This is a genomic window from Streptomyces sp. NPDC031274 (assembly GCF_055570235.1).
In genome coordinates this window covers 155,811-182,742 of record NZ_JBVIHP010000005.1, presented here as the reverse complement: position 1 = coordinate 182,742, position 26,932 = coordinate 155,811, and the positions used below count along the sequence as shown (strand labels likewise).

Genomic DNA, 26,932 nt, shown 5'->3' with positions numbered 1-26,932 from the left:
TGCGTAGCGATCATTCCTCGTCGCGCTCTGCCCCTCGTGTGAGCAGCCTTTTCACGCACGTGGTCGGGCTGACCAAGTCAGCCGCTTGTCCATAACTGCAAGGGACGCTTCGGCGTCCCTTCTCTCTTGTCGCCGCGTGCGCCGCTTCCTTCACCGTCTGATGTGCCCTGCATCTTCATGGGCGAAACGGAGAAGGAAGAGGTGCGGCGCGCAGCGCCCCGTTGGAAGGGCGCTGGTGTGCGACGGGTGGCAGGTAAAGTCGGTCCGCGTGCACCTCAAGGCCATGACACTGCGCGGTTTCAAATCCTTCGCGTCTGCCACGACGCTGAAGTTCGAACCGGGCATCACCTGCGTCGTCGGACCGAACGGCTCCGGCAAGTCCAATGTCGTGGACGCGCTGTCCTGGGTCATGGGCGAGCAAGGCGCCAAGTCGCTGCGCGGCGGCAAGATGGAAGACGTCATCTTCGCCGGCACCACCGGACGCCCGCCGCTCGGCCGCGCCGAGGTCTCCCTCACCATCGACAACTCCGACGGGGCCCTCCCCATCGAGTACGCCGAGGTCACCATCACGCGGATCATGTTCCGCAACGGCGGCAGCGAGTACCAGATCAACGGCGAGACCTGCCGCCTGCTCGACATCCAGGAACTGCTCTCCGACTCCGGCATCGGGCGCGAGATGCACGTCATCGTCGGGCAGGGGCAGCTCGACGGCGTACTGCACGCCGACCCCATGGGACGCCGTGCCTTCATCGAGGAGGCCGCGGGCGTCCTCAAGCACCGCAAGCGCAAAGAGAAGGCGCTGCGCAAGCTCGACGCGATGCAGGCCAACCTCGCGCGCGTACAGGACCTGACCGACGAGCTGCGGCGCCAGCTCAAGCCGCTCGGCCGGCAGGCCGCCGTCGCGCGCCGGGCCGCCGTGATCCAGGCCGACCTGCGCGACACCCGCCTGCGGCTGCTCGCCGACGATCTCGTACGCCTGCGGGGCGCGCTGCAGACCGAGGTCGCCGACGAAGCCGCGCTCAAGCAGCGCAAGGACAGCGCCGAGGCCGAGCTGAAGAAGGCGCTGCACCGCGAGGCGGAGCTCGAGGACGAGGTGCGGCGCCTCACGCCACGGCTCCAGCGGGCGCAGCAGACGTGGTACGAGCTCTCGCAGCTTGCCGAGCGGGTGCGCGGCACGGTGTCGCTCGCCGACGCCCGGGTCAGGAGCGCGACCGCCGCGCCCCCCGAGGAGCGGCGCGGCCGTGACCCCGAGGACATGGAGCGCGAGGCCGCCCGGATCCGCGAGCAGGAGGCGGAGCTGGAAGCCGCTCTGGAAGCGGCGGAGCACGCGCTTGAGGACACGGTGGGCCACCGCGCCGAACTGGAGCGGGAGTTGGCGGTCGAGGAGCGCCGCCTCAAGGACATGGCGCGGGCCATCGCCGATCGGCGTGAGGGGCTCGCGCGGCTGAACGGCCAGGTCAACGCGGCACGTTCGCGGGCGGGCTCCGCACAGGCCGAGATCGACCGGCTCTCCGTCGCGCGCGACGAGGCGGGGGAGCGGGCGGTCGCCGCCCAGGAGGAGTACGAGCAGCTGAAGGCGGAGGTCGACGGCCTCGACGCCGGTGACGCGGAGCTCGGCGAGCGGCACGACGAGGCGAAGCGTTTCCTCGCGGAGGCCGAGGCCGCGCTGACCGCGGCCCGCGAGGCGGCCACCGCCGCCGAGCGCAAGCGGGCCGCGGTCGCCGCCCGGCACGAGGCGCTCGCGCTCGGCCTGCGGCGCAAGGACGGAACGGGCGCGCTGCTCGCCGCCAAGGACCGCCTCACGGGGCTGCTCGGTCCCGCGGCCGAGCTGCTCTCGATCGCTCCGGGGCACGAGGTGGCGATCTCGGCGGCGTTCGGCGCGGCGGCGGACGCGATCGCGATGACCACACCGGCGTCGGCGGCACAGGCCATCCGGCTGCTGCGCAAGCAGGACGCGGGCCGGGCCGCGCTGCTGCTCGCGGGGGCGCCGGAGAGAACGGGCGATGCCCCCGGTGACGTACGGCCTCAGGACTCTCAGGACTCTCAGAGCTCTCAGGGATCTCAGGGCTCCCAAGGTGCTGAAGGGCCGCCTCTTGTGGCCGAACTGGTGCGCGGGCCCGAGGAGTTGATGCCCGCGGTGCGAAGGCTGCTGCGGGGGATGGTCGCCGTCGGCACGCTGGAGGACGCCGAGGACTTCGTCTATTCCCACCCGGAGCTCACCGCCGTCACCGCCGAAGGCGACCTGCTCGGGGCGCACTTCGCACAGGGTGGGTCCGCCGGGGCGCCGAGCCTTCTGGAAGTGCAGGCATCCGTCGACGAGGCGGCTGCCGAGCTGGAGCAACTCGCCGGACAGTGCGATGAGTTGGCGCAGGCGCAACAGGAGGCGGGCGAGCGGCGCAAGGAGACGGCCGCGCTCGTCGAGGAGCTGGGCGAGCGCAGGCGCGCCGCCGACCGGGAGAAGTCGTCCGTGGCTCAGCAGCTCGGTGCGCTCGCCGGGCAGGCGCGCGGTGCCGTGGGCGAGGCCGAGCGCAGTGCGGCCGCCGCGGCCAAGGCGCAGGAGGCGCTCGACAAGGCGGTCGAGGACGCCGAAGAGCTGGCCGAGCGCCTCGCCGTGGCGCAGGAGGCTCCGGTCGACGAGGAGCCCGACGCCTCCGTGCGGGACAGGCTCGCCGCCGACGGCGCCAACGCCCGGCAGACCGAGATGGAGGCCAGGCTCCAGGTGCGTACGCACGAGGAGCGGGTCAAGGGTCTCGCGGGACGTGCCGACTCGCTCGACCGGGGCGCACGCGCCGAACGCGAGGCACGCGCGCGTGCCGAGCAGCGCAAGGCCCGGATGCGGCACGAGGCGGCGGTCGCCGAGGCCGTCGCCCGTGGTGCGCGGCAGCTGCTCGCGCACGTCGAGGTCTCCCTCGTACGGGCCCAGGAGGAACGTGCCGCCGCCGAGCGCGCCAAGGAGGCGCGGGAGCGGGATCTCGCCGCCGAGCGGGGCCAGGGGCGTGACCTCAAGGCCGAACTCGACACATTGACGGATTCAGTTCACCGCGGCGAGGTACTCGGTGCCGAGAAGCGGCTGCGGATCGAGCAGCTGGAGTCCAAGGCACTGGAGGAACTCGGTGTGGAACCGGCAGGGCTCGTCTCCGACTACGGCCCCGACCAGCTCGTGCCGCCCTCGCCCGCCGCCGAGGGCGAGGAGCTCCCCGAAGACCCGGAGCACCCGCGCAACAGGCCGGTGCCGTACGTACGCGGTGAGCAGGAGAAGCGGCTGAGGTCAGCCGAACGGGCGTATCAGCAGCTCGGGAAGGTGAACCCGCTGGCTCTTGAGGAGTTCGCCGCGTTGGAGGAGCGCCATAAGTTCTTGAGCGAGCAGCTCGAGGACCTGAAGAAGACGCGGACCGATCTCCTGCAAGTCGTGAAGGAGGTCGACGAGCGCGTCGAGCAGGTCTTCACCGAGGCCTACCGGGACACGGCCCGTGAGTTCGAGGGCGTCTTCTCGCGGCTCTTCCCGGGCGGCGAGGGGCGGCTCATCCTGACCGACCCCGACAACATGCTCACCACGGGCGTCGACGTCGAGGCGCGCCCGCCGGGCAAGAAGGTCAAGCGGCTCTCGCTGCTCTCCGGCGGTGAGCGGTCCCTCACGGCCGTGGCGCTGCTCGTTTCGATCTTCAAGGCGCGGCCCAGTCCCTTCTACGTGATGGACGAGGTCGAGGCCGCGCTCGACGACACCAACCTGCAGCGGCTCATCCGCATCATGGAGGAGTTGCAGGAGGCGTCGCAGCTCATCGTGATCACGCACCAGAAGCGGACGATGGAGGTCGCGGACGCGCTGTACGGCGTGTCCATGCAGGGTGACGGCGTCTCCAAGGTGATCAGCCAGCGGCTTCGATAGCTTTCGGCGGCTTTCGGCGGCTCTCTGCGGCTCGCCGCGGCTCTCCGGCGGTGACCTTCACCGGCTCACCTCATTAACTTCAAGTCTTGAACGAAGCGAGCCCCACACGTGCCTCAAGTTCACAAGAACCCAGGTATTGACTTCGAAACTTGAAGGCATAGTCTCTGCAACGTTGCTTTTACCTTCAGGTGGTGGGCGGCACGAAGTTGTGCGCCACTTGAAGTGCTCACCCCCACCCCCGGCGATGTTGCCGGTGGCCCGAGGAGTCCATGTGACCAGCACAACGAAGGCGCCGCAGCCCGGAGGCAGAGAGGCCCACCCGGACCATCTCGGCCATGTCATCTTCATTACGGCCGCCGCCGCGATGGGTGGCTTCCTCTTCGGCTACGACAGTTCGGTGATCAATGGCGCCACCGTCGCCATCCAGCACCGCTTCGACGTAGACGCGAACATGCTCGGCTGGATCATCGCCACCGCACTGCTCGGCTGTGCCGTCGGTGCCGCGATCGCCGGGCGCATCGCCGACCGCATCGGCCGCATCCGCTGCATGCAGATCGCCGCCGTCCTCTTCGCCGCGAGCGCCGTGGGCTCAGCCCTGCCGTTCGCCGCCTGGGATCTGACGATGTGGCGCCTCATCGGCGGCATCGGCATCGGCATGGCCTCCGTCATCGGCCCGGCCTACATCGCCGAGGTGGCGCCGCCCGCGTACCGAGGCCGCCTCGCCTCGTTCCAGCAGGCCGCGATCGTCACCGGCATCGCCGTCTCCCAGCTGGTCAACTGGGGCATCCTGAACATGGCCGACGGCGACCAGCGCGGCAAGCTCCTCGGCCTGGAGGCCTGGCAGCTGATGCTCGGCGTCATGGTCATTCCGGCCGTCATCTACGGCCTGCTCTCCTTCGCCATCCCCGAGTCGCCGCGCTTTTTGATCTCGGTCGGCCGCAACACCGAGGCGAAGAAGGTGCTCGGCGAGGTCGAGGGCACCGCAATCGACCTGGACGCTCGCGTCGCCGAGATCGAGCACGGCATGCGCAGCGAGCACAAGTCCTCGTTCAAGGACCTGCTCGGCAAGGCCGGCTTCCTGCCGATCGTCTGGATCGGCATCGGACTCTCGGTGTTCCAGCAGCTCGTCGGCATCAACGTGATCTTCTACTACTCGAACCAGCTGTGGCAGTCGATCGGCAAGGACCCGAGCAGCTCGTTCCTGTACTCGTTCGAGACGTCGATCGTGAACATCATCGGCACGGTCATCGCGATGATCTTCGTCGACCGCATCGGCCGCAAGCCGCTGGCCATCATCGGCTCCGCGGGTATGGCGCTCGCGCTCTTCACCTGCGCCTGGGCGTTCTCGTACCGCACAGGATCCGGCGACAACGTCTCGCTGCCGAACGCGCAGGGCCTGACCGCGATCATCGCCGCCAACGCCTTCGTGCTCTTCTTCGCCCTCTCCTGGGGCGTGGTGGTCTGGGTCCTGCTCGGCGAGATCTTCCCGAACCGGCTGCGTGCGGCGGCCCTCGGTGTCGCCGCGTCGGCCCAGTGGCTCGCCAACTTCGCGATCACCAAGACCTTCCCGAGCATGTCCGAGTGGAGCCTGACCGGCTCGTACATCATCTACGGCGCCTTCGCCGTGCTCTCGATCCCCTTCGTCATGAAGTTCGTCAAGGAGACGAAGGGCAAGACCCTGGAGGAGATGGGCTAGTCCCCGCTGCCCCTCCTCTGAGGAAGCTGCCCCGGTTCAAGGACCTATTCCTTGAGCCGGGGCAGTACGTTTTCGCAGAAGTGGTGCAGGCTGCGCCATCCCTCGTCGACCGGCATCCCGCCCGCCAGCGGGTGCAGTACGAGATTGGCGGCGCCGCCCTGCACGTACGCCACGCACTCGTCGGGCGTGAGGACGCGGTAGACGCCCTCGGCGCGCAGCTCATCGACCGTCGTGGCGCCGGACTTCACCGCCGAGCGGATGTCCTTGGACTGCCAGGAGGCGTAGGTGCGGGCCTCGTGCAGGAAGTGCTCGCCGTGCTCGGCCCAGGTGCGGTCGGGGTCGTCGGCGATGTGCAGGAGCGGGGTCTCGGCGGCGGGCATCATGGTCCAGCCCTCGGTGCCGTACTCGGTGAGGCGCTCGTTGTAGTACGCCTCGAGGTCCGGCAGATGGGCGCTGGGGAAGAACGGCAGGCCGAGCCGGGCCGCGCGGCGGGCCGCAGCCTCGGACGAACCGCCGACCAGGAGCAGCGGGTGGGGCCGGGTGAACGGGCGCGGGGTGACGCGCACGGTGCGGCCGCGGAACTCGAAAGGCTCACCCGTCCACGCCTTCAGGAGCGTTTCGAGCAGCTCGTCCTGGAGCTTGCCGCGCCGCTTCCACTCGACGTCGAACGCCTCGTACTCGGCAGGCCGGTAGCCGATCCCCGCCACCGTCACCAGACGGCCGCCGCTGAGCAGATCGAGTACGGCGATGTCCTCGGCGAGCCGGAGCGGATCGTGCAGCGGGCCGATGATCGCGGAGACCGTGACCGCGATGCGCCGGGTCGCGCCGAACACCGCGCCCGCGAAAGTGAAGGGCGAAGGCAACCAGTTGTTGTCGACGCCGTGGTGCTCCTCGGTCTGCACGGTGGAGATGCCCCGGTCGTCCGCGTACGAGGCCATCTCCAGGGCGGCCTTGTAGCGATCGCTCAGCGAGGTGGGCGTGGCATCCGGTTCGACGAGGTTGAATCGTACGACTGTCACGGGCATGGAAAACGTCCCCCTTCACCATGGGCGGGCGAAGAGGGACGTTAGATGACGCGCTGTCAGATGAACAGTGTCCGGGGGTAGTTGTTCCGGATCGAGCCGGTCCGGAAGCGGGCCGGGACCGGATCAGGCCGAGACCAGCTCGGTCTCGCCCTTGTCCTCGGGGGTCTCGACGGCGGGGTTCCTCGGCAGTACCGCGTACAGCGCCGCCGCGATGACGATCGTGGCCAGCCAGCCCAGGCCGTTGCGGCCGATCCAGGACGTGGCGAGCGGGCCGCTGAACCAGTCGACCTTCGTGAAGAGCAGCCCCACCACCAGGGCGATCGCCCACGCGGTCATGGCCTGCCAGGCGAAGCCCGCCCGGTACCAGTAGGCGCTGGTGCGCTTGGTGTCCATCAGCGCCTCGGCGTCGTACGTCTTCCTGCTCAGCATGTCGATGCCGAAGACGCCGATCCAGGCGGAGAACGCGACGGCGAGCAGGGTCAGGAAGGAGACGAACGAGCTGATGAAGCTGGTGGCCACGTTCATCAGGAGGTAGCCGAAGATCAGGCTGATGACGGCGTTGATGCTCACGGCCCAGGCGCGCGGGACCTTGATGCCGAGCGTCATCGCGGTGAAGCCCGCGGAGTACATCGACATCGAGTTGATCAGGAGCATGCCGATCAGTGCCATCAGGAGGTACGGCACCGCGATCCACGTCGGAAGCAGCTGGCCGACGAAGGAGACCGGGTCCGAGGCCTTCGACAGGCTCGGCACGCTGACCGCCATGACCGCGCCCATCAGGACCATCGGTACGACCACGATGCCGGCGCCGCCGATCGCGTTGCCCACCAGGGCCTTGCCGGAGGCCCTGCGAGGGAGGTAGCGCGTGAAGTCCGGGCCCGTGGGGACCCAGCTGATGCCGCCCGCGGCGATCGTGCCGATGCCCGCGATCATCGCGGCGGTGGAGCCCGCGGACCGCGAGAAGACGTCCGACCAGGGGGTGTTGGCCACCAGGTAGACCAGGACGAGGACGCTGAACGCGCCGAAGAGGTACGTCGCCCAGGTGTTGCAGATGTGCAGCACCTTGCGGCCCAGGCCGCTGATCAGGAACGTGCAGGAGACGAAGGCGACCAGCGTCACGACCGTCAGCCACGTGCTGGACTTCACGCCGAAGCAGATGTCAAGGACGGTGATGATCGCGTAGGCGCCCGTCACCGCGTTGATCGTCTCCCAGCCCCAGCGTGCGACCCAGATCAGCGCGCCCGGGAAGAGGTTGCCGCGCTGGCCGAAGACGGCGCGCGAGAGCGTCATGCCGGGGGAGCCGCCGCGCTTGCCCGCGATCGAGATCAGACCGACCAGGCCGTAGCTGAGGAGGGGCGAGACGAGGGCGACGACCAGGGCCTGCCAGAAGTTGAGGCCGTTGGTCACGATGAGGCCCGCGCCCATGGTGAGCAGCAGGACGCTGATGTTGGCCGCCACCCAGGTGGGGAACAGCTCGCGGGTCCGGCCCGTGCGCTCGGAGTCGGGGACGGGCTCGAGGCCGCGTGTCTCCAGGGCGCCTTCGGTTTCGGCGGTGGCGGTGGTGCTCATGGGGTGGGGTCCGTGCCTCTCGCTCGGATCGCAACGCCGCGATCCGTCCGTGATCCGTCCGTGTGGGGGTGATCGGGTTGGACTCTACGCGCGTTGATGCGGAGAGCTCCATCGTACTTTAGTCCGAGTAGTGCCCTCTATTGCCTTATGTTCTTTGGAGGAAGCTACAGCTTGGGCCCGTGTTGCCCCCATGGCTGATACTGGGTGAGTTATGGAAATCGTCATCCTTGCTGTAGTCATCGCCGTGGTCGTGATCGGCGCGCTCGGCGGGCTCGTGATCGGCAGCCGCAAGAAGAAGCAGCTGCCGCCGCAGGCCCCGTCGTCCACGCCCACCATCACCGCTCCTCCGGCCGAGCCGCATGTCGGCGACGAGGCCGAGACGCCGCGCGACGAACCGCGCCGCACGATCGAGGAGGTGGAACTCCCGCTCGCCGAGCCGTCGGCGTCGGCCCCCGTGGTCGTCGAAGAACCGGCCGCACCGGAGATCGAGACCCCGGAGCCCACGGCAGGTCGCCTGGTCCGTCTGCGCACGCGGCTCTCGCGCTCGCAGAACGCACTCGGCAAGGGGCTGCTCACGCTCCTCTCCCGCGAGCACCTGGACGAGGACACATGGGAGGAGATCGAGGACACGCTCCTCACCGCCGACGTCGGCGTGGCCCCCACCCAGGAACTGGTCGAGCGCCTTCGCGAGCGCGTCCGCGTACTCGGCACCCGCACCCCGGACGATCTGCGCACCCTGCTGCGCGAGGAACTCCTCACGCTCCTCGGCCCCGACCTGGACCGCGTCGTGAAGACCGAGTCGGGCCTTGAGACGCCCGGCATCGTGATGGTCGTCGGCGTGAACGGCACCGGCAAGACCACCACCACCGGAAAGCTCGCGCGCGTCCTCGTCGCCGACGGCCGCTCGGTCGTCCTCGGTGCCGCGGACACCTTCCGAGCCGCCGCTGCCGACCAGCTCCAGACCTGGGGCGAGCGCGTCGGCGCGCGCACGGTCCGCGGCCCCGAGGGCGGCGACCCCGCGTCGATCGCCTTCGACGCGGTCAAGGAAGGCATCGCGGAGGGCGCCGACGTCGTCCTCATCGACACCGCGGGCCGACTGCACACCAAGACCGGCCTCATGGACGAGCTCGGCAAGGTCAAGCGCGTCGTCGAGAAGCACGCCCCGCTCGACGAGGTGCTGCTCGTCCTGGACGCGACGACCGGGCAGAACGGCCTGGTGCAGGCGCGGGTCTTCGCCGAGGTCGTCGACATCACCGGCATCGTCCTGACGAAGCTGGACGGCACGGCCAAGGGCGGCATCGTCGTGGCGGTCCAGCGCGAGCTGGGCGTGCCGGTGAAGCTGATCGGGCTCGGCGAGGGCGCGGACGACCTTGCGCCGTTCGAGCCGGAGGCGTTCGTGGACGCGCTCATCGGCGTCGAGTAGCGCCCCTAAGGGGCGCGGGGAACTGCGCGACCAGCCACGGCGCACCTGCGGGTGCGCACCGCTTCACCGCGCAGTGCTTCGTGTGCCGCGTACGAAAGAAATGCCCGTCCCGGGGTGCAGCCGGGACGGGCATTTCGCTGTGCGGGCGTTACGCCGGGGAGCGGTGTGCCACGTACGCCAAGGTCCCCAGAATCAGCCGCGCCTGCGGCGGATGCGTCGCCGAGTCCAGGTCCGGCGCGCGGAGCCAGCGGACCGGGCCCAGGCCCCCGCGGTCGGACGGCGGGGCCGTGATGTGGGTGCCGGCGCCCAGGCCGTGCAGGTCGATGTCGGTGTCGTCCCAACCCATGCGGTAGAGCAGCTGGGGGAGTTCGGCGGCGGCGCCGGGGGCCACGAAGAAGTGCGCGCGGCCGTCCGGGGTGACCGCCACGGGGCCGAGCGGCAGGCCCATGCGCTCCAGGCGGACCAGCGCCCTGCGTCCCGCGGTCTCGGCCACCTCGATCACGTCGAAGGCGCGCCCCACGGGCAGCAGCACGGCGGCGCCGGGGAACTGCGACCAGGCCTCGGTCACTTCGTCGAGCGTCGCCCCGGCGGGGACCTCGGGAGCGAACTCCAGGGGGTGGGCGCCGGGGGCCGCGCAGTCGTTCGCGCCGCAGGAGCAGCGGCCGTCCAGGGCGCGCGCGCCGGGGACCGCCGCCCATCCCCACAGTCCGGTGTACTCGGCCACCGCCGTGCACTCCGAGGTGCGGCCGCGCCGACGTGAACCGGTGCGGAGCTCTCTAGTTCCCCGGATGCCGCCGATCGTGAAGCCCATGCCCCCTCCAACGGGTCGAGCGCGGTGTGGTTACGTGAGGGAATCGGATCGTGACCCTGTGCTTTTGTGCGGGCGTCCGGGGGTGCGAGGGGGGTGTGCGCGGCCATGCGCGCCCCCGAAGTGCTCCCTTCCGCCCACCTTCGGACGTCCACTGTCAAGTCAATCGCTTGTGGCCGGGCGGGAGTTCATTCGAAGGGGTGGCGAATGGTGGCGTTTACGCGATCGCCCTCGCCGGAGGGGTGATCGTAGGATTACTTTCAGTGCACGGACCCTAAGTGTTGTGCAATCGTGGGTATGCCGGAGGCAACGTAGGTCCCCTGTTCGATGGGTGACGTTCTCCGGGCGGAGAGCCGCAACGCGCGGCATTCTGGTAAGGCTTGGCGTGAGACCGCGCGTAAGTGTCTTGAGGGATGGGGGCGTTCTAGTGGGCGGCAACGGCGAAAGTGGTGCGAACGCTGAGAAGCGCCCCAACGAACTGCTCAACTCCTGGTTCGTGCGAAGCGGCTGGTCGAAGGGCGAGCTGGCGCGCCAAGTGAACCGCAGGGCGCGGCAGTTGGGTGCGCACCACATCTCCACGGACACCTCGCGGGTGCGGCGGTGGCTGGACGGCGAGAACCCCCGCGAGCCCATCCCGCGCATCCTCTCCGAGCTGTTCTCCGAGCGGTTCGGCTGTGTCGTCGCGGTCGAGGACCTCGGGCTGCGCGCCGCGCACCAGGCGCCGTCCGTCTCGGGTGTCGACCTGCCCTGGACAGGACCCCAGACCGTCGCGCTCATCAGTGAGTTCTCGCGCAGCGACCTGATGCTGGCCCGGCGCGGCTTCCTCGGCACCTCGCTCGCGCTCTCCGCGGGCACCGCCCTCATCGAACCGATGCAGCGCTGGCTGGTCCCGGGACCGACGACCCCGGTCGGCGACCCCGAGCCCGCCACGCCGTCCCGCAGGCCGGGACGGCTCTCCAAACCGGAGCTGGACCTCCTGGAGTCCACGACCGTGATGTTCCGGCAGTGGGACGCGCAGTGCGGCGGAGGCCTGCGGCGCAAGGCGGTCGTCGGCCAACTTCACGAGGTGACGGACCTGCTGCAGGAGCCCCAGCCCGAGGCCACGTCCAAGCGGCTCTTCAAGGTCGCGGGCGAACTGGCCGAGCTGGCGGGCTGGATGAGCTACGACGTCGGACTCCAGCCCACCGCCCAGAAGTACTTCGTGCTCGCCCTGCACGCGGCGAAGGAAGCGGGCGAGAAGCCGCTCGGTTCGTACATCCTCTCCAGCATGAGCCGCCAGATGATCCACCTCGGGCGGCCCGACGACGCGCTCGAACTGATCCACCTCGCGCAGTACGGCAGTCGGGACTGCGCCAGCCCGCGGACCCAGGCCATGCTGTATGCGATGGAGGCCCGCGCCTACGCCAGCATGGGCCAGCCCGGCAAGTGCAAACGGGCCGTGCGCATGGCCGAGGACACCTTCGCCGACGCCGACGACTGCGACGAGCCCGAGCCCGACTGGATCCGCTTCTTCTCCGAGGCCGAGCTGAACGGCGAGAACGCCCACTCGTTCCGCGACCTGGCCTATGTGGCGGGCCGCAGCCCCACCTACGCCTCGCTCGCCGAGCCCGTCATGGAGCGCGCGGTCCACCTCTTCGGCAAGGACCCCGAGCACCAGCGTTCGTACGCACTGAACCTCATCGGCATGGCCACCGTCCATCTGCTCCAGCGCGAGCCCGAGCAGAGCACGATCCTGGCGGGCCAGGCCCTCACCATCGCCAAGAAGGTCCGCTCCGAGCGGGTCAACACGCGCCTGCGCAAGACAGTGGACACCGCCGTGCGGGACTTCGGCGACACCGCGGAGGTCGTGCAGCTCACCGACCAGCTCGCCGTCGACATGCCGGAAACCGCGGAGGCGGTCTGACGAAATCCGCGGGCGGTCCGACAGCGCCCCACCAAGACTCCGGCCGTGGCCGGCCCATCCCGAACTGCCCGACTCGGCTCCCCCGCGCCAGGCCCATCGGATGGCCGCCGCGGCCGGTTCGCGTGCTGTGCGCAGGGTATGAAAACGCGCCCGGCCTGACCCGGCAGTTCATGGACGCGTAACACGTACGACCTCTTCGTCACTGCGGCGAAACACCTAGGGGCACCCCCGGAAACGGCGCTGCGCCAATCTCGTGGCGCATAACGGCCCACCGCCTCTTGCCCGCCCGCACGGGCCGCATACGACGACGAGGAGACGCCGATGCCCCCAGGCATCACGATCGCCGCAGACGCCCCGCAGCTGTCTGCCGCCAACACCGGGTTCATGCTCATCTGTTCCGCCCTGGTGATGCTCATGACGCCGGGACTCGCCTTCTTCTACGGAGGCATGGTCCGCGTCAAGAGCACGCTGAACATGCTGATGATGAGCTTCATCAGTCTGGGGATCGTCACCATCCTCTGGGTGCTGTACGGCTTCTCCATCGCGTTCGGCACCGACCACGGCAGCCTCTTCGGCTGGTCGTCCGACTACGTCGGGCTGAGCGGCATAGGCCTGACCGAGCTCTGGGACGGCTACACCATCCCGGTCTATGTCTTCGCGGTCTTCCAGCTGATGTTCGCGATCATCACGCCCGCGCTGATCAGCGGTGCGCTCGCCGACCGCGTGAAGTTCACCGCCTGGGCGCTGTTCGTCACGCTCTGGGCCACGATCGTCTACTTCCCCGTCGCGCACTGGGTGTGGGGCACGGGCGGCTGGGCCTTCGAGCTCGGCGTCATCGACTTCGCCGGTGGTACGGCCGTGCACATCAACGCCGGAGCCGCGGCACTCGGCGTGATCCTGGTCATCGGCAAGCGCGTCGGCTTCAAGAAGGACCCGATGCGGCCGCACAGCCTGCCGCTCGTCATGCTCGGCGCCGCACTGCTCTGGTTCGGCTGGTTCGGCTTCAACGCCGGATCGTGGCTGGGCAACGACGACGGCGTCGGCGCGATGATGTTCCTGAACACGCAGGTCGCCACCGCCGCGGCCATGCTGGCCTGGCTCGCCTACGAGAAGATCCGGCACGGCGCGTTCACCACGCTCGGCGCCGCTTCCGGTGCCGTGGCGGGGCTCGTCGCGATCACTCCGTCCGGTGGCTCCATCTCGCCGCTCGGCGCGATCGCCGTCGGAGCCATCGCCGGTCTGCTGTGCGCCATGGCCGTCGGCCTCAAGTTCAAGTTCGGCTACGACGACTCCCTCGACGTCGTCGGCGTCCACCTCGTCGGCGGTGTCGTCGGCTCGCTGCTCGTCGGCTTCTTCGCCACCGGCGGCGTCCAGTCCGACGCCAAGGGCCTCTTCTACGGCGGCGGCCTCGACCAGTTGGGCAAGCAGGCCGCCGGTGTCGGCGCGGTCCTCGCGTACTCCCTCATCGCCTCCGCGATCCTCGCCTTCCTGGTCGACAAGACCATCGGGATGCGGGTCAGCGAGGACGAGGAGGTCGGTGGCATCGACCAGGTGCAGCACGCAGAGACCGCGTACGACTACAGCGGAGCGGGCGGTGGCACGGCGCCCCGCACCGCCGCCGCGCCGGGCCCGCCGGTCCAGGACGCCGGTAAGAACAAGAAGGTGGACGCATGAAGCTCATCACCGCGGTCGTCAAGCCGCACCGGCTCGACGAGATCAAGGAAGCCCTCCAGGCCTTCGGCGTCCAGGGCCTGACCGTCACCGAGGCCAGCGGCTACGGAAGGCAGCGCGGCCACACCGAGGTCTACCGTGGCGCGGAGTACACCGTCGATCTCGTACCGAAGATCCGGATCGAGGTCCTGGTCGAGGACGACGACGCCGAACAACTCGTGGATGTCGTGGTGAAGGCCGCCCGAACCGGCAAGATCGGGGACGGCAAGGTCTGGAGCGTCCCGGTCGAGACGGCGGTGCGGGTGCGGACCGGCGAGCGCGGGCCCGACGCGCTGTGAGCGGGGTCGGCCGAGCTGAGCTGAACGGGACTGAGCGGGACGAGCGGGACTGAGCGGGACTGACAGGAGCTGCTGGGTGACGAGTATGGACGAACGTACTGAATCGGACTCGGAAGAATCCGGACCCAGCGGCTATGCGGCGGCCCGGCTGCGCCTCCTTCAAGGGGAGGCGCAGTCCGGGCCGCCGCGCCGTTCGGCCCTGTCCGACCTCACGGACGACTGGCTGACCGGACTCTTCATGGCCGCGGGCGCGCCGCGCGGGACCTCCCTCGTCGCCGTGGGCGGCTACGGCAGGGGCGAGCTCTCGCCGCGCAGCGACCTGGATCTGCTGTTGCTGCACGACGGCAGCGCGGACGCCGGGGAGGTGGCGGCCCTCGCGGACCGCGTCTGGTATCCCATCTGGGATCTCGGGCTCGCGCTCGACCACTCCGTACGGACGCCGACGGAGGCCCGCAAGACGGCGGGCGATGACCTCAAGGTGCAGCTGGGGCTGCTCGACGCGCGGCACGTGGTGGGTGACCTCGGGCTCACCGCCGGGCTGCGCACCGCGGTGCTCGCGGACTGGCGCAACCTCGCGCCGAAGAAGCTGCCCGAGCTGCGGGAGCTGTGCGAGGAACGGGCCGAGCGGCAGGGGGAGCTGAGCTATCTCCTTGAGCCGGACCTGAAGGAGGCAAGGGGCGGGCTCAGGGACGCGACCGCGCTGCGGGCCGTCGCCGCCTCGTGGCTCGCGGACGCGCCGCGTGAGGGCCTTTCCGACGCCCGGCGGCGGCTGCTCGACGTGCGGGACGCGCTGCATCTGACCACGGGGCGTGCCACGGACCGGCTCGCCCTCCAGGAGCAGGACCAGGTCGCCGCCGAGCTGGGGCTCCTCGACGCGGACACCTTGCTGCGGCAGGTGTACGAGGCCGCCCGCACCGTTTCGTACGCGAGTGACGTGACGTGGCGCGAGGTGGGCAGGGTGCTGCGGTCCCGGGCCGTACGGCCTCGGCTGCGGGCGATGCTGGGCGGCGGCAAGGGGGCGACGGCCGAGCGGTCGCCGCTGGCCGAGGGAGTGGTGGAGCAGGACGGGGAGGTCGTCCTCGCCCGCGCGGCCCGCCCCGAGCGGGACCCGGTGCTGCCGCTGCGGGCCGCGGCTGCCGCGGCCCAGGCGGGGCTGCCGCTTTCGCTGCACGCGGTGCGCAGGATGGCCGCCGCGGTACGTCCGCTGCCCACGCCGTGGCCCGCGGAGGCCCGGGAGCAGTTGGTGACGCTCCTCGGGGCCGGGCGGCCGACGGTCGAGGTGTGGGAGGCGCTGGAGGCCGAGGGGCTGATCACCCGGCTGCTGCCGGACTGGGAGCGGGTGCGGTGCCGGCCGCAGCGCAACGCCGTGCACACCTGGACGGTCGACCGGCACCTGGTGGAGACGGCGGTGCAGGCCTCCGAGCTGACCCGGCGTGTGGGACGGCCCGACCTGTTGCTGGTGGCCGGACTGCTGCACGACATCGGCAAGGGCTGGCCGGGGGATCACTCCGTGGCCGGGGAGATCATCGCCAGGGACGTCGCCGCGCGGATCGGTTTCGACCGGGCGGACGTCGCCGTGCTGGCCACTCTCGTACGCCATCACTTGCTCCTGATCGAGACGGCGACGCGGCGCGACCTCGACGACCCGGCCACGGTGCGGTCCGTCGCGGACGCGGTGGGGTCGACGGGGACGCTGGAACTGCTGCACGCGCTGACGGAGGCGGACGCGCTCGCCACCGGGCCCGCGGCCTGGTCCGCCTGGCGGGGTTCGCTCGTGGCCGACCTGGTGAAGCGGGTGGGTGCTGTCCTCGCCGGGGACGAGCCGGAGGGAGGGGAGGACGCCGCTCCCACCGCCGAGCAGGAGCGGCTGGCCGTGGAGGCGTTCCGTACGGGTGGGCCGGTGCTCGCGCTGCGGGCGCAGACGGAGGGGGTCGGTGCTTCTCCTTCTGGTTCCGGCTCCGATTCCGATTCCGATTCTGGTTCTGGTTCGGGGCAGGAGGCGGCCGGGGATCCCGAGCCGCTGGGCGTGGAGCTGGTGATCGCGGTGCCGGATCAGCCCGGTGTTCTGTCCGCTGTCGCGGGAGTCCTCGCCATGCACCGGCTCGCTGTACGGACGGCTGAGCTCCGGGGTGTCGGGTTGCCGTCCGGTCTTGAGGACTCGGTCCTGCTCCTGAACTGGCGGGTCGCTGCGGAGTACGGCTCGCTGCCGCAGGCCGCGCGGCTGCGGGCGGATCTGGTGCGGGCGCTGGACGGCTCACTGGACATCGCGTCGAGGCTGGCGGAACGGGACGCGGCGTACCCGAGGCGCCGGGGAACGGTGGCGCCGCCGCCGCGCGTGACGGTGGCGTCGGCGGGCTCACGCCTCGCGACGGTGATCGAGGTGCGGGCCCAGGACGCACCGGGCCTGCTGCACCGGATCGGCAGGGCGCTGGAGTCGGCGGGGGTGCTGGTGCGCAGTGCGCATGTGTCGACGCTGGGTGCGAACGCGGTGGACGCGTTCTACGTGACGGAGCCGAAGCCGGAGGCGTCGACGCCTACGCCGTCGCCCCTGTCGGGGGAGCGGGCTGTGGGGGTGGCTCGGGCTGTGGAGGAGGCGCTGAGGGGGTAGTTGCCCCGCCCCCCCCGGGCCGTGCAGTTCCCACCCGCCCATCACGCGGATGGCCACCCACCTTCTGGCGACGCGGGGCTGTCGGGCGGGTGGGCGGAAAGGCCTGTTCGGACAGAAAGGCTTGTTCGGGCGGAGGTGGGTGGGGGGGGCAATCGGGCGGGTGGATGCGCGAGGCATTTCGGTGAACCCCGTGCCGGGGGAGTGGCGGAAGAGGCGGCGCTCCCCACCGCGGGCCCGGCCGCTGAACACCAGGGCGAGGACTGCGGGCCCACGGCCCCAGTGGGCCAGATACCCTGGAGGGCGACCTATCCGCCCTCCCCCAAGTTCTCGGCTTCGATCGAGCAGGGGGCGCCCCCTTCGACCCGAGGATTCGCGACCGCCGTGTTCGACACTCTCTCCGACCGCCTCGCAGCGACATTCAAGAACCTCCGGGGCAAGGGCCGCCTGTCCGAGGCGGACATCGACGCCACCGCGCGCGAGATCCGCATCGCCCTGCTCGAGGCGGACGTCGCCCTTCCCGTCGTCCGGGCCTTCATCAAGCAGGTCAAGGAGCGCGCCGCGGGGGTCGAGGTCTCCCAGGCCCTGAACCCCGCCCAGCAGGTCATCAAGATCGTCAACGAGGAGCTCATCGGCATCCTCGGCGGCGAGACCCGGCGCCTGCGGTTCGCCAAGAACCCGCCGACCGTCATCATGCTCGCCGGTCTCCAGGGTGCGGGTAAGACCACCCTCGCCGGAAAGCTCGGCCTCTGGCTGAAGGGGCAGGGCCACTCGCCGCTCCTGGTGGCGTGCGACCTGCAGCGGCCGAACGCCGTGAACCAGCTCTCCGTCGTCGGTGAGCGTGCGGGCGTCGGCGTGTACGCCCCCGAGCCGGGCAACGGCGTCGGTGACCCGGTCAAGGTCGCCAAGGACTCGATCGAGTTCGCCAAGACCAAGCAGTACGACGTCGTCATCGTCGACACCGCGGGGCGCCTGGGCATCGACCAGGAGCTGATGCAGCAGGCCGCGGACATCCGCGACGCCGTGAGCCCGGACGAAGTCCTCTTCGTCGTCGACGCCATGATCGGTCAGGACGCCGTCAACACGGCGGAGTCCTTCCGCGACGGCGTCGGTTTCGACGGCGTCGTCCTGTCGAAGCTCGACGGTGACGCCCGCGGTGGCGCCGCCCTGTCGATCGCCCAGGTCACCGGGCGCCAGATCATGTTCGCCTCGAACGGCGAGAAGCTGGACGACTTCGACGCGTTCCACCCGGACCGCATGGCGTCCCGCATCCTCGGCATGGGCGACATGCTCACGCTGATCGAGAAGGCCGAGCAGACCTTCTCCCAGCAAGAGGCCGAGAAGATGGCCGCCAAGCTGCAGGGCAGCAAGGGCGGCAAGGACTTCACGCTGGACGACTTCCTGGCCCAGATGGAGCAGGTCAGGAAGATGGGCAGCATCAGCAAGCTGCTCGGGATGATGCCCGGCATGGGGCAGATCAAGGACCAGATCAACAACCTGGACGAGCGGGACGTCGACCGCACCGCCGCCATCATCAAGTCGATGACGCCCGCCGAGCGGGCGGACGCGGCGATCATCAACGGCTCGCGCCGCGCCCGTATCGCCAAGGGCTCCGGCGTCGAGGTCAGCGCCGTCAAGAACCTGGTCGAGCGCTTCTTCGAGGCCCGCAAGATGATGTCGCGGATGGCCCAGGGCGGTGGAATGCCGGGTATGCCCGGGATGCCCGGCATGGGTGGCGGCCCCGGCAAGCAGAAGAAGAAGCAGAAGCAGGCCAAGGGCAAGCGGAAGTCGGGCAACCCGATGAAGCGCCAGCAGGAGGAGCAGGAGGCCGCCGCCCGCCGTGAGCAGGCGGGTCAGGCAGGTCAGGAGGGCGGCGCCTTCGGCCTCCCCGCGGGGCAGCAGGGGCAGAACTTCGAGCTGCCGGACGAGTTCAAGAAGTTCATGGGCTGACGCCTCACATCGCGTACGCCGCCTGGGGCGCCCCTCTGTGGAGAGGGGCGCCCCAGGCGTTTTCGTAGCGGATACGAGCAGGTGCCCCGCCCCTGTTTGTGTCGTAACGTCCGCATATGAGCAACCCTGTGCCGCCGCGCCGGGCGCCCGACAAGCCATGGCGCTCCGAGGGCGCACCCCCGCCCGCGCCCACGCCACCGCCGAAGAAGAAGATGCCGGGCGGATGGGGCGGGCTCATCCTCACCGCGCTCATCGTCTATCTCATCGCCAACCTCGTCCTCTCCTTCTTCAACGAGGGCGACGAGCCGACGATCTCGTACACGGAGTTCAGCAAGCAGGTCGACTCCGGAAACGTCACGAAGATCTACGCCAAGGGCGACGCGATCCAGGGGCAGCTCAAGAAGGAGCAGGAGAAGCCGGGCGACGAGAAAGGGAACTACACCAAGTTCACCACTCAGCGGCCCGCCTTCGCCGACGACAAGCTCTGGGACGACCTCACCAAGCACGACGTCACCGTCACCGCCGAGCCCGTCGTCCAGGAGCGCAGCTTCCTCTCCAACCTGCTCATCTCGCTCGCCCCGATGCTGCTCCTGGTCTTCTTGTGGATCTTCATCGCCCGGCGGATGAGCTCGGGCATGGGCGGCGCGGGCGGCATGCTGGGCCGCAAGGCCCCGCCCAAGCCGGTGGAGCTCGAACCCGGCGACCAGCGCACCACCTTCGACGACGTGGCGGGCATCGACGAGGTCGAGGGCGAGCTGAGCGACGTCGTCGACTTCCTGAAGAACCCCGACGCCTATCGCGAAATGGGCGCCAAGATGCCGCGAGGCGTGCTGCTCGCGGGACTGCCCGGGACCGGCAAGACGCTGCTCGCGCGCGCCGTCGCCGGTGAGGCCGGGGTGCCCTTCTTCTCGGCGTCCGCGTCGGAGTTCATCGAGATGATCGTGGGCGTCGGCGCCTCGCGCGTACGCGAACTCTTCGCCGAGGCCAGGAAGGTCGCGCCGTCCATCATCTTCATCGACGAGATCGACACCATCGGGCGAGCGCGTGGCGGCGGCGGGATGGGCGGGCACGACGAGCGTGAGCAGACGCTGAACCAGATCCTCACCGAGATGGATGGTTTCTCGGGCGCGGAGGGCGTCATCGTCCTCGCGGCCACCAACCGCGCCGACATCCTCGACTCCGCCCTGACCCGCCCTGGCCGCTTCGACCGGGTGGTCACCGTCAGCCCGCCCGACCGCGGCGGACGCGAGGCCATCCTCAAGATCCACACGCGTGAGATCCCGATGGCGGGCGACATCGACCTCGCCCAGGTCGCCCGTACGACACCGGGGATGACCGGCGCGGATCTCGCCAACCTCGCCAACGAAGCCGCCCTGCTCGCGGTCAAGCGCAAGCAGAAGGAAGTGACCCAGGCCGACCTCTCCGAGGCTCTGGAGAAGGTCCAGCTCGGCGCCGAGCGGCCGCTGGTCATGCCCGACGAGGAGCGGCGGCGCACGGCGTACCACGAGAGCGGGCACGCCCTGCTCGGCATGCTGCAGCCCGGCGCCGACCCGGTCCGGAAGATCACCATCGTGCCCCGGGGGCGTGCCCTGGGCGTCACGCTCTCGACTCCGGACTCCGACAAGTACGCGTACACGGAGGACTATCTGCGCGGCCGGATCGTCGGGGCCCTGGGCGGCATGGCGGCCGAACACGTCGTCTTCGACGTCATCACCACGGGCGCGGAGAGCGACCTCGAACAGGTCACCAACATCGCCCGCGGCATGGTCGGCCGCTGGGGCATGAGCGAGCGCGTGGGCCGTCTCTCCGCGCTGCCGAGCGACGCCCAGCAGGCCTACGGGCTCTCGGCCGCCCCGGTCACACTCGACACGATCGACCACGAGATGCGGCGGATCGTCGACGCCTGCTACGAGAGCGCGTGCCTGCAACTGAGGGACCACCGGGGACAGCTGGACGCCCTTGCGGCCGCGCTCCTGGAGAACGAGACGCTGGAGGAGGAAGCGGCGTACAGGATCGCGGGCATCACCCGGCTCACGAAGGACGTCGACTAGACCTCTCGCGCGGCGAAGCGGCTCTGAAGCTCCCCTCGGAGGCGGCCCGGGGGGAGCTTCCTGCCGTACAGGACGAGGAGAAGGTCCTGCGCGGAGCCGGTCAGGGGAGTGCCGGTGCCGTAGCTCCAGTCGAGGTCGTCGGCGCGCAGCTCGACGCCGCCGACATCGGCCCCGAAGAACTTGGTGCTCTTGGGCGTGACCTTCTTAAGAAGGACGCGTACACGGTCTACGGGAACCCTGCGTTCGAGGCCGAGAGCGACCGAGATGTCCAGGCCGTGCACCACGTCATGGCCCAGGGCTCCCTCGATCCCGGTCATGGGCGGCTGCCAGGGGTGGTCGGCGTTGTCCCTCAGGAACGCGGCGAGCCGACCGGTCGAGTGGGCGGCGGCGTCCCTGCGGGCGCAGCGGTCGGTCATCCGGTGGAGGCTCCCGCGCGCCTTGACGAGTTCGGCCAGCGTCTTGGGAAGCGAGTACCGAAAGCCCAGCGACATATGGGCCGCCACTTCCCGAACCCGCCACCCGGCGCAGAGAGTCGGCTCCTCCCACTGCGCGGGCGACAGATCGTCGAGCAGGGCGGCGAGCTCACGGCGTTCGGCGGCGACAGCGCTTTTGATGTCCACTCCTTCAGGTTGTCGACCGCCTCGCCATAAGTCCAAGAGCTGAATCTTCTGCTGGCTAGCATGCTCAGTTATGGAACTGAGACAGCTCCAGTACTTCGTCACCGTGGCGGAGGAGGCCAACTTCACCCGCGCCGCCGAACGCCTGCACCTGGCCCAGCCGGGAGTCAGCGCCCAGGTACGGCAACTGGAACGGGAGCTCGGACAGCCGCTCCTCGACCGCTCGGGGCGGTCGGTGACGCTGACGGAGGCGGGCGAGGCCGTCCTGCCGTTCGCGCGGGCCGCGCTCGCCGCCGTCGAGGGCGTGCGGCACACCGTGGACGAGTTCACCGGACTGCTCCGCGGCCAGATCGCGCTCGGCCTGGTCTCAGGGGCGACCACTCATGAGTTCGACGTGGTCTCCGTCCTCGCCGACTTCCACGACGACCACCCCGGAGTCGAGATCGCCCTCACCGAGGACAGCTCGGACCGGATGCTGGCAGCGCTGCGCCGGGGCGAGCTCGACATCGCCCTCCTCGGCCTGACGGGGGAGCAGCCACCGCCGGACGTCTCCCTGCACCTGGTGGTCGACGAGCCCCTGGTGGCCGTCGTCCTGCCGGGCGACGCCCTCCTCAGACCCGAGGGGCGTACGACCGTCCCGCTGGCCGAGCTCCGCGACCGCCCGCTGATCAGCCTGCCGCGCGGCACCGGCCTGCGCGGGGTGCTCGACCGTGCCTGCGCGCAGGCGGGCATCCGGCCCCGTATCGCCTTCGAGGCGGCCGCCCCGCAGGTCCTGGTGCAACTCGTCGTCCGCGGTCTGGGCGTGGCCGTCCTGCCTGCGCTCGAGCCCCGCACCGCTGCCGCGTACGGGCTGCGGACACTGGAGATCACGGATCCCCGGCCCCGGGGCAGGATCGCACTGACCTGGCGCACGGACGGACCCGCGAGCCCGGCGGCCAGAGTGCTGCTCGACCGGCTGCGGACAGCCCTTGGCGGAAGCTAGCCCGCTGCCGCGTACGCGCGATCAAATACCGAAGTCCACGAACCGAGGCCCGCTCCCGCTTACACGCGATCAAGAACCGAAGTCCACGAACCGAGGCGCTACCGGGTACGCGCGATCAAGTACCGGAACACGTTCGGCATCCAGATGGTCCCGTCCCGCCGCTTGTACGGGTGCAGGGCCTCCGTCAGCTCCTTGTCGACCTGTACCTGATCCGTCGCGCCCACCGCCGCGTCGAAAAGGCCCGTCGAGAGCAGACCGCGTACCGCGCTGTCCGTGTCCGCGTACCCGAAGGGGCAGGCGACGCGTCCCGAGCCGTCCGGCTTGAGGCCCGCCCGCTGGGCGACCTCCTCCAGATCGTCGCGGAGCGCGGGACGCCAACTTCCCGTACTACGGAGTGGGTCGGCGAGCTTGGTCGCCACCTTCAGTACAGAAGAGGTCGTGCAGCGCTCCGGAGGGCCCCATCCGACGAGGATCACGGGGATGCCGCGCCCGGCCAGTGGGACGGTGGACTCCAGGAGGCCGGAGAGGCCTTCGGAGTCGCCCGCCACACAGCCGATCGGCTGAAACGCGGTGACTGTGTTGAACGCGGCTACGTCCGGCCCCGCGACGTCTGCGGGGCCGCCTTCCACGAGCCGGGCGGCGCCGTCCGGCTGTTCCCCCCAGCTCGCGTCGGGCGACAGGCGTTCGCGTGCCAGAGCGAGCCGTTCGGGGGCCGCGGGGTCGACACCGGTGACCGACGCGCCCCGTGACGCCGCCATCAGAAGGGCGAGTCCGGAACCGCAGCCGAGGCCGAGAAGCCTTGTCCCGCTGCCTATTTCGAGTCGTTCGTACACCGCTTCATAGAGGGGAACCAGCATCCGTTCCTGGATCTCCGCCCAGTCACGCGCGCGTGCGCACCTGTCCACACCACGGGGGGTCGTGCCCGCGAGGGGGAGGTGCGGCTGCGCGAGTGTAGGTGTCATCGAAAGCGCCCCAATCCGCCGAGAGTTGCTGGAGTGTCGTATTCAAACGTTTCGTCCGCCCCCGTGCAGTGCGCTCGCACTCCCCCCGTATGCCAGAGAACTCCGCATCCGTCGCGGCGTCCAGAGGTTGTGGGGCAATGCTTGCGTGCCACCGTCGTGCGCCCCCTGGAGGAGTCCCGGAACAATTCAATTCACGCGCTCAGGGGGCCCGCCGTACCATGCGCGTCATGGCTAAGGCACCCGTTCTCACGCCCCGGGCGGAAGACTTTCCGCGCTGGTACCAGGACCTGATCAACAAGGCCGAGCTGGCCGACAACGGCCCGGTGCGCGGCACGATGGTGATCCGGCCGTACGGCTACGGCCTGTGGGAACGCATGCAGCAGGACATGGACGCGCGCATCAAGGAGACGGGTACCCAGAACGCGTACTTTCCTCTCCTCATCCCCCAGTCGTATCTGACCAGGGAGGCCGAGCACGTCGAAGGCTTCGCCCCCGAACTCGCCGTGGTCACGCACGGCGGCGGCAAGGAGCTGGAGGAGCCGGTCGTCATCCGCCCCACCTCGGAGACAATCGTCAACGAGTACTTCTCCAAGTGGGTGCAGAGCTACCGCGACCTGCCGCTCCTGATCAACCAGTGGGCGAACGTGGTCCGTTGGGAGCTGCGTCCCCGGCTCTTCCTGCGTACGTCGGAGTTCCTCTGGCAGGAGGGACACACGGCCCATGCGACGTACGAAGAAGCACGCGATTTCGCCGCCCGCATCCACCGGCACGTCTACGGCGCCTTCATGCGGGACGTCCTCGCGATGGACTTCGTCCTTGGCCGCAAGACCGCCCGGGAGCGCTTCGCGGGCGCCATCAACACCCTCACGCTCGAAGGCATGATGGGCGACGGCAAGGCCCTCCAGCTCGGCACGAGCCACGAGCTCGGCCAGAACTTCGCCAAGGCCTTCCACACCCAGTACCTCTCCAAGGAGGGCAAGCAGGAGCTCGTCTGGCAGACCTCCTGGGGCAGTACGACAAGGATGATCGGCGCCCTGGTGATGATGCACGGCGACGACAGCGGCCTGCGGGTACCGCCGCGCCTCGCACCGATCCAGGCCGTCGTCCTCGCCGTGAAGGGCGACGACGCCGTGCTGGCCAAGGTCCGCGAGATCGGCGACCGACTGAAGGCCGCGGGGGTGCGCGTCCAGGTCGACGACCGCACGGACACCCCCTTCGGGCGCCGCGCCGTCGACTGGGAGCTCAAGGGAGTGCCGGTCCGCGTCGAGGTCGGCCCGCGCGACCTGGCGAACGGCACCGCGATGCTGGCCCGCCGGATCCGGGACAAGCACAGCGGGGGAGGCAAGGAGCCGGTGGCGATCGACTCCCTGGCGGCGCTGTTGCCCGCCGTCCTCGAAGAGGACCAGAAGCTGCTCCTGGACCAGGCTCGCGAGCGCCGGGAGTCCCGCACTTCGGACGTCACCACCGTCGAGCAGGCCGTGGAGGCCACGGCCGCCGGCGGCTGGGCGCGCATCCCCTGGGCCACGCTCGGTCCGGAGGGCGAGGCCCGGCTCGCCGAGCACTCGGTGTCCGTACGGTGTCTGGTCGCGGAGGACGGGGCGGTGCCGGACGCCGATGAGACCCCGGGTAACGTCGCTCTGGTGGCCCGCGCCTACTGACGAGCGAGCCTCCGGTGCCAGCGCGCTCGTTCCCGGCTCGTACGCCTGCCCAGGCAACACAAGCTCCGGTGCGCGTGGTTCTTCTACGCGCCGGGGCGTACGCGCCACTACGTACCGGCTTGCTACGAGCTGCGAGGCTTCTGGGCAGATCAGCGCACCCGCCCTCGTCCGGACGCATCAACGGCAACTGACGGGTACGTGCAAATTATTTGGGATGCCCCGGAATGGAACCCCTGGGCGCCCCGGCTCGTTGTTCACGACGTGAGCACGACACCACCTGTTCTCGCCGCAGAGCTGGCACAGGCGTGGGCCGATATTCAGCGGCACCACCCCGAGCTGCCCGATCTTGCCGCGCCCGAATCCCTGATCGGAGAGTCGTCGTCCGCCTGCGGCGCCGAGCTCTCCTTCGAGCGACTGCTCCATGAGGCAGTCCATGGCATCGCCGCGTCACGCGGCGTACGCGACACCTCACGCGCGGGCCGCTATCACAACCGCAGATTCCTCGCGATCGCCGAGGAGCTGGGTCTTGACCATCCCGAGGAGCCGCATCCCAGCAGCGGCTTCTCGCTGGTCACGCTCAACCCCGAGGCGAGGAAGCGCTACCGCCCGACGATCGAGCGGCTCCAGCGCGCCCTCAAGGCGCACACGGCGGCGACCGCCGCCGACACGGCACGCAGCTTCAGAGGCCCGGCCGCCCGGCACGGCTCCTCCGGGGGCGGCGTCCGCGTCAAGGCGGTCTGCGACTGCGGGCGCAACGTCCGCGTGGTCCCGTCGGTGCTCGCCCAGGCGCCCATCGTCTGCGGCGGCTGCGGCAAGCCCTTCCGTATCCCGGAAGCGGTCGCCGTCGCCGCCGGATGACGGGGCCGAGCCTGCGCGGTGTCGGTCGGGGCGTCCGGACCGGGTCAAGGCGCCCCGGCGACGTATGGCACAATAGGTCGCTGTACTCGACAGCCGCATAGGAACCCTCTCGCCTCCGGCTGACGCGTCCATCGGGCACCCCGAGTACCGCAACCCCACGTGGCATCTCGTTGTGCCCAACCACGTCAAGACCAGGAGACACCACTCCAGTGGCAGTCAAGATCAAGCTGAAGCGTCTGGGCAAGATCCGCGCGCCTCACTACCGCATCGTCGTCGCCGACTCCCGTACCCGCCGTGATGGTCGGGCCATCGAGGAGATCGGTCTGTACCACCCGGTTCAGAACCCCTCGCGCATCGAGGTCAACTCGGAGCGCGCGCAGTACTGGCTCTCCGTCGGCGCTCAGCCGACCGAGCCGGTCATGGCGATCCTGAAGCTCACCGGTGACTGGCAGGCGCACAAGGGCCTTCCGGCCCCGGCGCCGCTGCTCGTCGCTGAGCCCAAGGACAAGCGCGCCGCGTTCGAGGCCTTCACCAAGGGCCTCGAGGGCGACGACGCGAAGGGTGAGGCCATCACCCAGAAGGCCAAGAAGGCTGACAAGAAGGCGGACGCGGCCGAGGCCGCGCCCACCGAGTCGACCGAGGCCTGAGCATGCTCGAGGAGGCTCTCGAGCACCTCGTGAAGGGCATTGTCGACAACCCCGACGACGTGCAGGTCGCCTCGCGCAACCTGCGCCGGGGGCGTGTGCTCGAGGTCCGGGTCCACCCGGATGACCTCGGCAAGGTGATCGGCCGCAACGGTCGTACCGCGCGCGCTCTGCGGACCGTCGTGGGCGCCATCGGCGGCCGCGGTGTCCGCGTCGACCTCGTCGACGTGGACCAGGTTCACTGAACCACAGGTAGCACCGGCACGGGCCGGGGAGGGCTTCTGGG

19 protein-coding genes are annotated in these 26,932 nt (G+C 70.0%); 14 read left to right on the top strand and 5 right to left on the bottom strand.

Annotated elements, in window-relative coordinates; translation table 11 throughout:
- Nucleotides 1-268 precede the first annotated feature (268 nt).
- On the top strand, nt 269-3,886 hold the full coding sequence (gene smc / locus ACZ5CR_RS10900; RefSeq protein WP_468855887.1) for a chromosome segregation protein SMC: 3,618 nt from the start codon (nt 269-271) through the stop codon (nt 3,884-3,886).
- Nucleotides 3,887-4,157: 271 nt separating this feature from the next.
- Nucleotides 4,158-5,582 (top strand): sugar porter family MFS transporter, encoded by a 1,425-nt coding sequence (locus tag ACZ5CR_RS10895; protein ID WP_468855884.1) that lies wholly within the window; start codon nt 4,158-4,160, stop codon nt 5,580-5,582.
- Between the two features lie 44 nt (nt 5,583-5,626).
- Here ACZ5CR_RS10895 and ACZ5CR_RS10890 read toward each other — a convergent pair whose 3' ends face one another.
- Both ACZ5CR_RS10890 and ACZ5CR_RS10885 read right to left on the bottom strand, forming a co-directional pair.
- Nucleotides 5,627-6,607, bottom strand: coding sequence for an LLM class flavin-dependent oxidoreductase (locus ACZ5CR_RS10890; RefSeq protein ID WP_468855881.1), 981 nt, complete (start codon nt 6,605-6,607; stop codon nt 5,627-5,629).
- 123 nt (nt 6,608-6,730) lie between these two features.
- A complete protein-coding gene (locus ACZ5CR_RS10885; RefSeq protein ID WP_468855878.1) occupies nt 6,731-8,176 on the bottom strand; it encodes a purine-cytosine permease family protein in 1,446 nt (481 codons plus the stop codon).
- 211 nt (nt 8,177-8,387) lie between these two features.
- On the opposite strand from ACZ5CR_RS10885, the gene ftsY reads away from it, so the two are divergent.
- The gene (gene ftsY, locus ACZ5CR_RS10880; protein ID WP_468855877.1) at nt 8,388-9,599 is read left to right on the top strand and encodes a signal recognition particle-docking protein FtsY; all 1,212 of its coding nucleotides are present in this window, start codon (nt 8,388-8,390) and stop codon (nt 9,597-9,599) included.
- A 148-nt stretch (nt 9,600-9,747) separates the two neighbouring features.
- Here ftsY and ACZ5CR_RS10875 read toward each other — a convergent pair whose 3' ends face one another.
- Nucleotides 9,748-10,410 (bottom strand): bifunctional DNA primase/polymerase, encoded by a 663-nt coding sequence (locus tag ACZ5CR_RS10875; protein WP_468855874.1) that lies wholly within the window; start codon nt 10,408-10,410, stop codon nt 9,748-9,750.
- A 424-nt stretch (nt 10,411-10,834) separates the two neighbouring features.
- Between ACZ5CR_RS10875 and nsdA the strand changes: the two genes are divergently transcribed.
- The 6 genes from nsdA (at nt 10,835) to ftsH (ending at nt 20,925) form a co-directional block, all read left to right on the top strand.
- A complete protein-coding gene (gene nsdA / locus ACZ5CR_RS10870) occupies nt 10,835-12,310 on the top strand; it encodes a transcriptional repressor NsdA (RefSeq protein ID WP_468855872.1) in 1,476 nt (491 codons plus the stop codon).
- A gap of 321 nt (nt 12,311-12,631) precedes the next feature.
- Nucleotides 12,632-13,984, top strand: a complete 1,353-nt coding sequence (locus ACZ5CR_RS10865) for an ammonium transporter (protein WP_468855870.1) — start codon at nt 12,632-12,634, stop codon at nt 13,982-13,984.
- Nucleotides 13,981-14,319 carry a P-II family nitrogen regulator gene (locus ACZ5CR_RS10860; protein ID WP_249587501.1) on the top strand — a complete coding sequence of 113 codons (339 nt, stop codon included), beginning with the start codon at nt 13,981-13,983 and terminating at the stop codon, nt 14,317-14,319. Before ACZ5CR_RS10865 ends, ACZ5CR_RS10860 begins: the two co-directional genes overlap by 4 nt.
- 85 nt (nt 14,320-14,404) lie before the next feature.
- Nucleotides 14,405-16,927 (top strand): [protein-PII] uridylyltransferase, encoded by a 2,523-nt coding sequence (locus ACZ5CR_RS10855; protein WP_468855868.1) that lies wholly within the window; start codon nt 14,405-14,407, stop codon nt 16,925-16,927.
- Between the two features lie 381 nt (nt 16,928-17,308).
- Complete coding sequence (gene ffh, locus ACZ5CR_RS10850) at nt 17,309-18,874, top strand: signal recognition particle protein (RefSeq protein WP_468855866.1); 1,566 nt, start codon at nt 17,309-17,311, stop codon at nt 18,872-18,874.
- A gap of 116 nt (nt 18,875-18,990) precedes the next feature.
- The gene (ftsH, locus tag ACZ5CR_RS10845; RefSeq protein ID WP_468855864.1) at nt 18,991-20,925 is read left to right on the top strand and encodes an ATP-dependent zinc metalloprotease FtsH; all 1,935 of its coding nucleotides are present in this window, start codon (nt 18,991-18,993) and stop codon (nt 20,923-20,925) included.
- Here the strand turns inward: ftsH and ACZ5CR_RS10840 are convergent.
- Entirely contained in the window at nt 20,922-21,545 is a 624-nt protein-coding gene (locus ACZ5CR_RS10840) for a maleylpyruvate isomerase family mycothiol-dependent enzyme (RefSeq protein WP_468855862.1), read from the bottom strand. The two genes, ftsH and ACZ5CR_RS10840, sit on opposite strands and share 4 nt — an antisense overlap.
- A 70-nt stretch (nt 21,546-21,615) precedes the next feature.
- Here ACZ5CR_RS10840 and ACZ5CR_RS10835 point away from each other — a divergent pair, with 70 nt between their 5' ends.
- Nucleotides 21,616-22,524: a LysR family transcriptional regulator gene (locus ACZ5CR_RS10835; RefSeq protein WP_468855859.1), complete on the top strand. Its 909-nt coding sequence runs from the start codon at nt 21,616-21,618 to the stop codon at nt 22,522-22,524.
- Between the two features lie 98 nt (nt 22,525-22,622).
- Here the strand turns inward: ACZ5CR_RS10835 and ACZ5CR_RS10830 are convergent, their stop codons facing one another.
- Nucleotides 22,623-23,486: an SAM-dependent methyltransferase gene (locus ACZ5CR_RS10830; RefSeq protein ID WP_468855857.1), complete on the bottom strand. Its 864-nt coding sequence runs from the start codon at nt 23,484-23,486 to the stop codon at nt 22,623-22,625.
- Between the two features lie 227 nt (nt 23,487-23,713).
- Between ACZ5CR_RS10830 and proS the strand changes: the two genes are divergently transcribed.
- The 4 genes from proS to ACZ5CR_RS10810 all read left to right on the top strand — a co-directional run bounded on the left by proS (nt 23,714) and on the right by ACZ5CR_RS10810 (nt 26,891).
- Nucleotides 23,714-25,144, top strand: a complete 1,431-nt coding sequence (proS, locus tag ACZ5CR_RS10825) for a proline--tRNA ligase (protein ID WP_468855855.1) — start codon at nt 23,714-23,716, stop codon at nt 25,142-25,144.
- A gap of 261 nt (nt 25,145-25,405) precedes the next feature.
- Nucleotides 25,406-26,002 carry a hypothetical protein gene (locus tag ACZ5CR_RS10820; protein ID WP_468855853.1) on the top strand — a complete coding sequence of 199 codons (597 nt, stop codon included), beginning with the start codon at nt 25,406-25,408 and terminating at the stop codon, nt 26,000-26,002.
- A 209-nt stretch (nt 26,003-26,211) separates the two neighbouring features.
- Nucleotides 26,212-26,649 (top strand): 30S ribosomal protein S16, encoded by a 438-nt coding sequence (gene rpsP / locus ACZ5CR_RS10815; protein ID WP_383316901.1) that lies wholly within the window; start codon nt 26,212-26,214, stop codon nt 26,647-26,649.
- A 2-nt stretch (nt 26,650-26,651) separates the two neighbouring features.
- Nucleotides 26,652-26,891 (top strand): RNA-binding protein, encoded by a 240-nt coding sequence (locus tag ACZ5CR_RS10810; protein WP_030361979.1) that lies wholly within the window; start codon nt 26,652-26,654, stop codon nt 26,889-26,891.
- Nucleotides 26,892-26,932 lie beyond the last annotated feature (41 nt).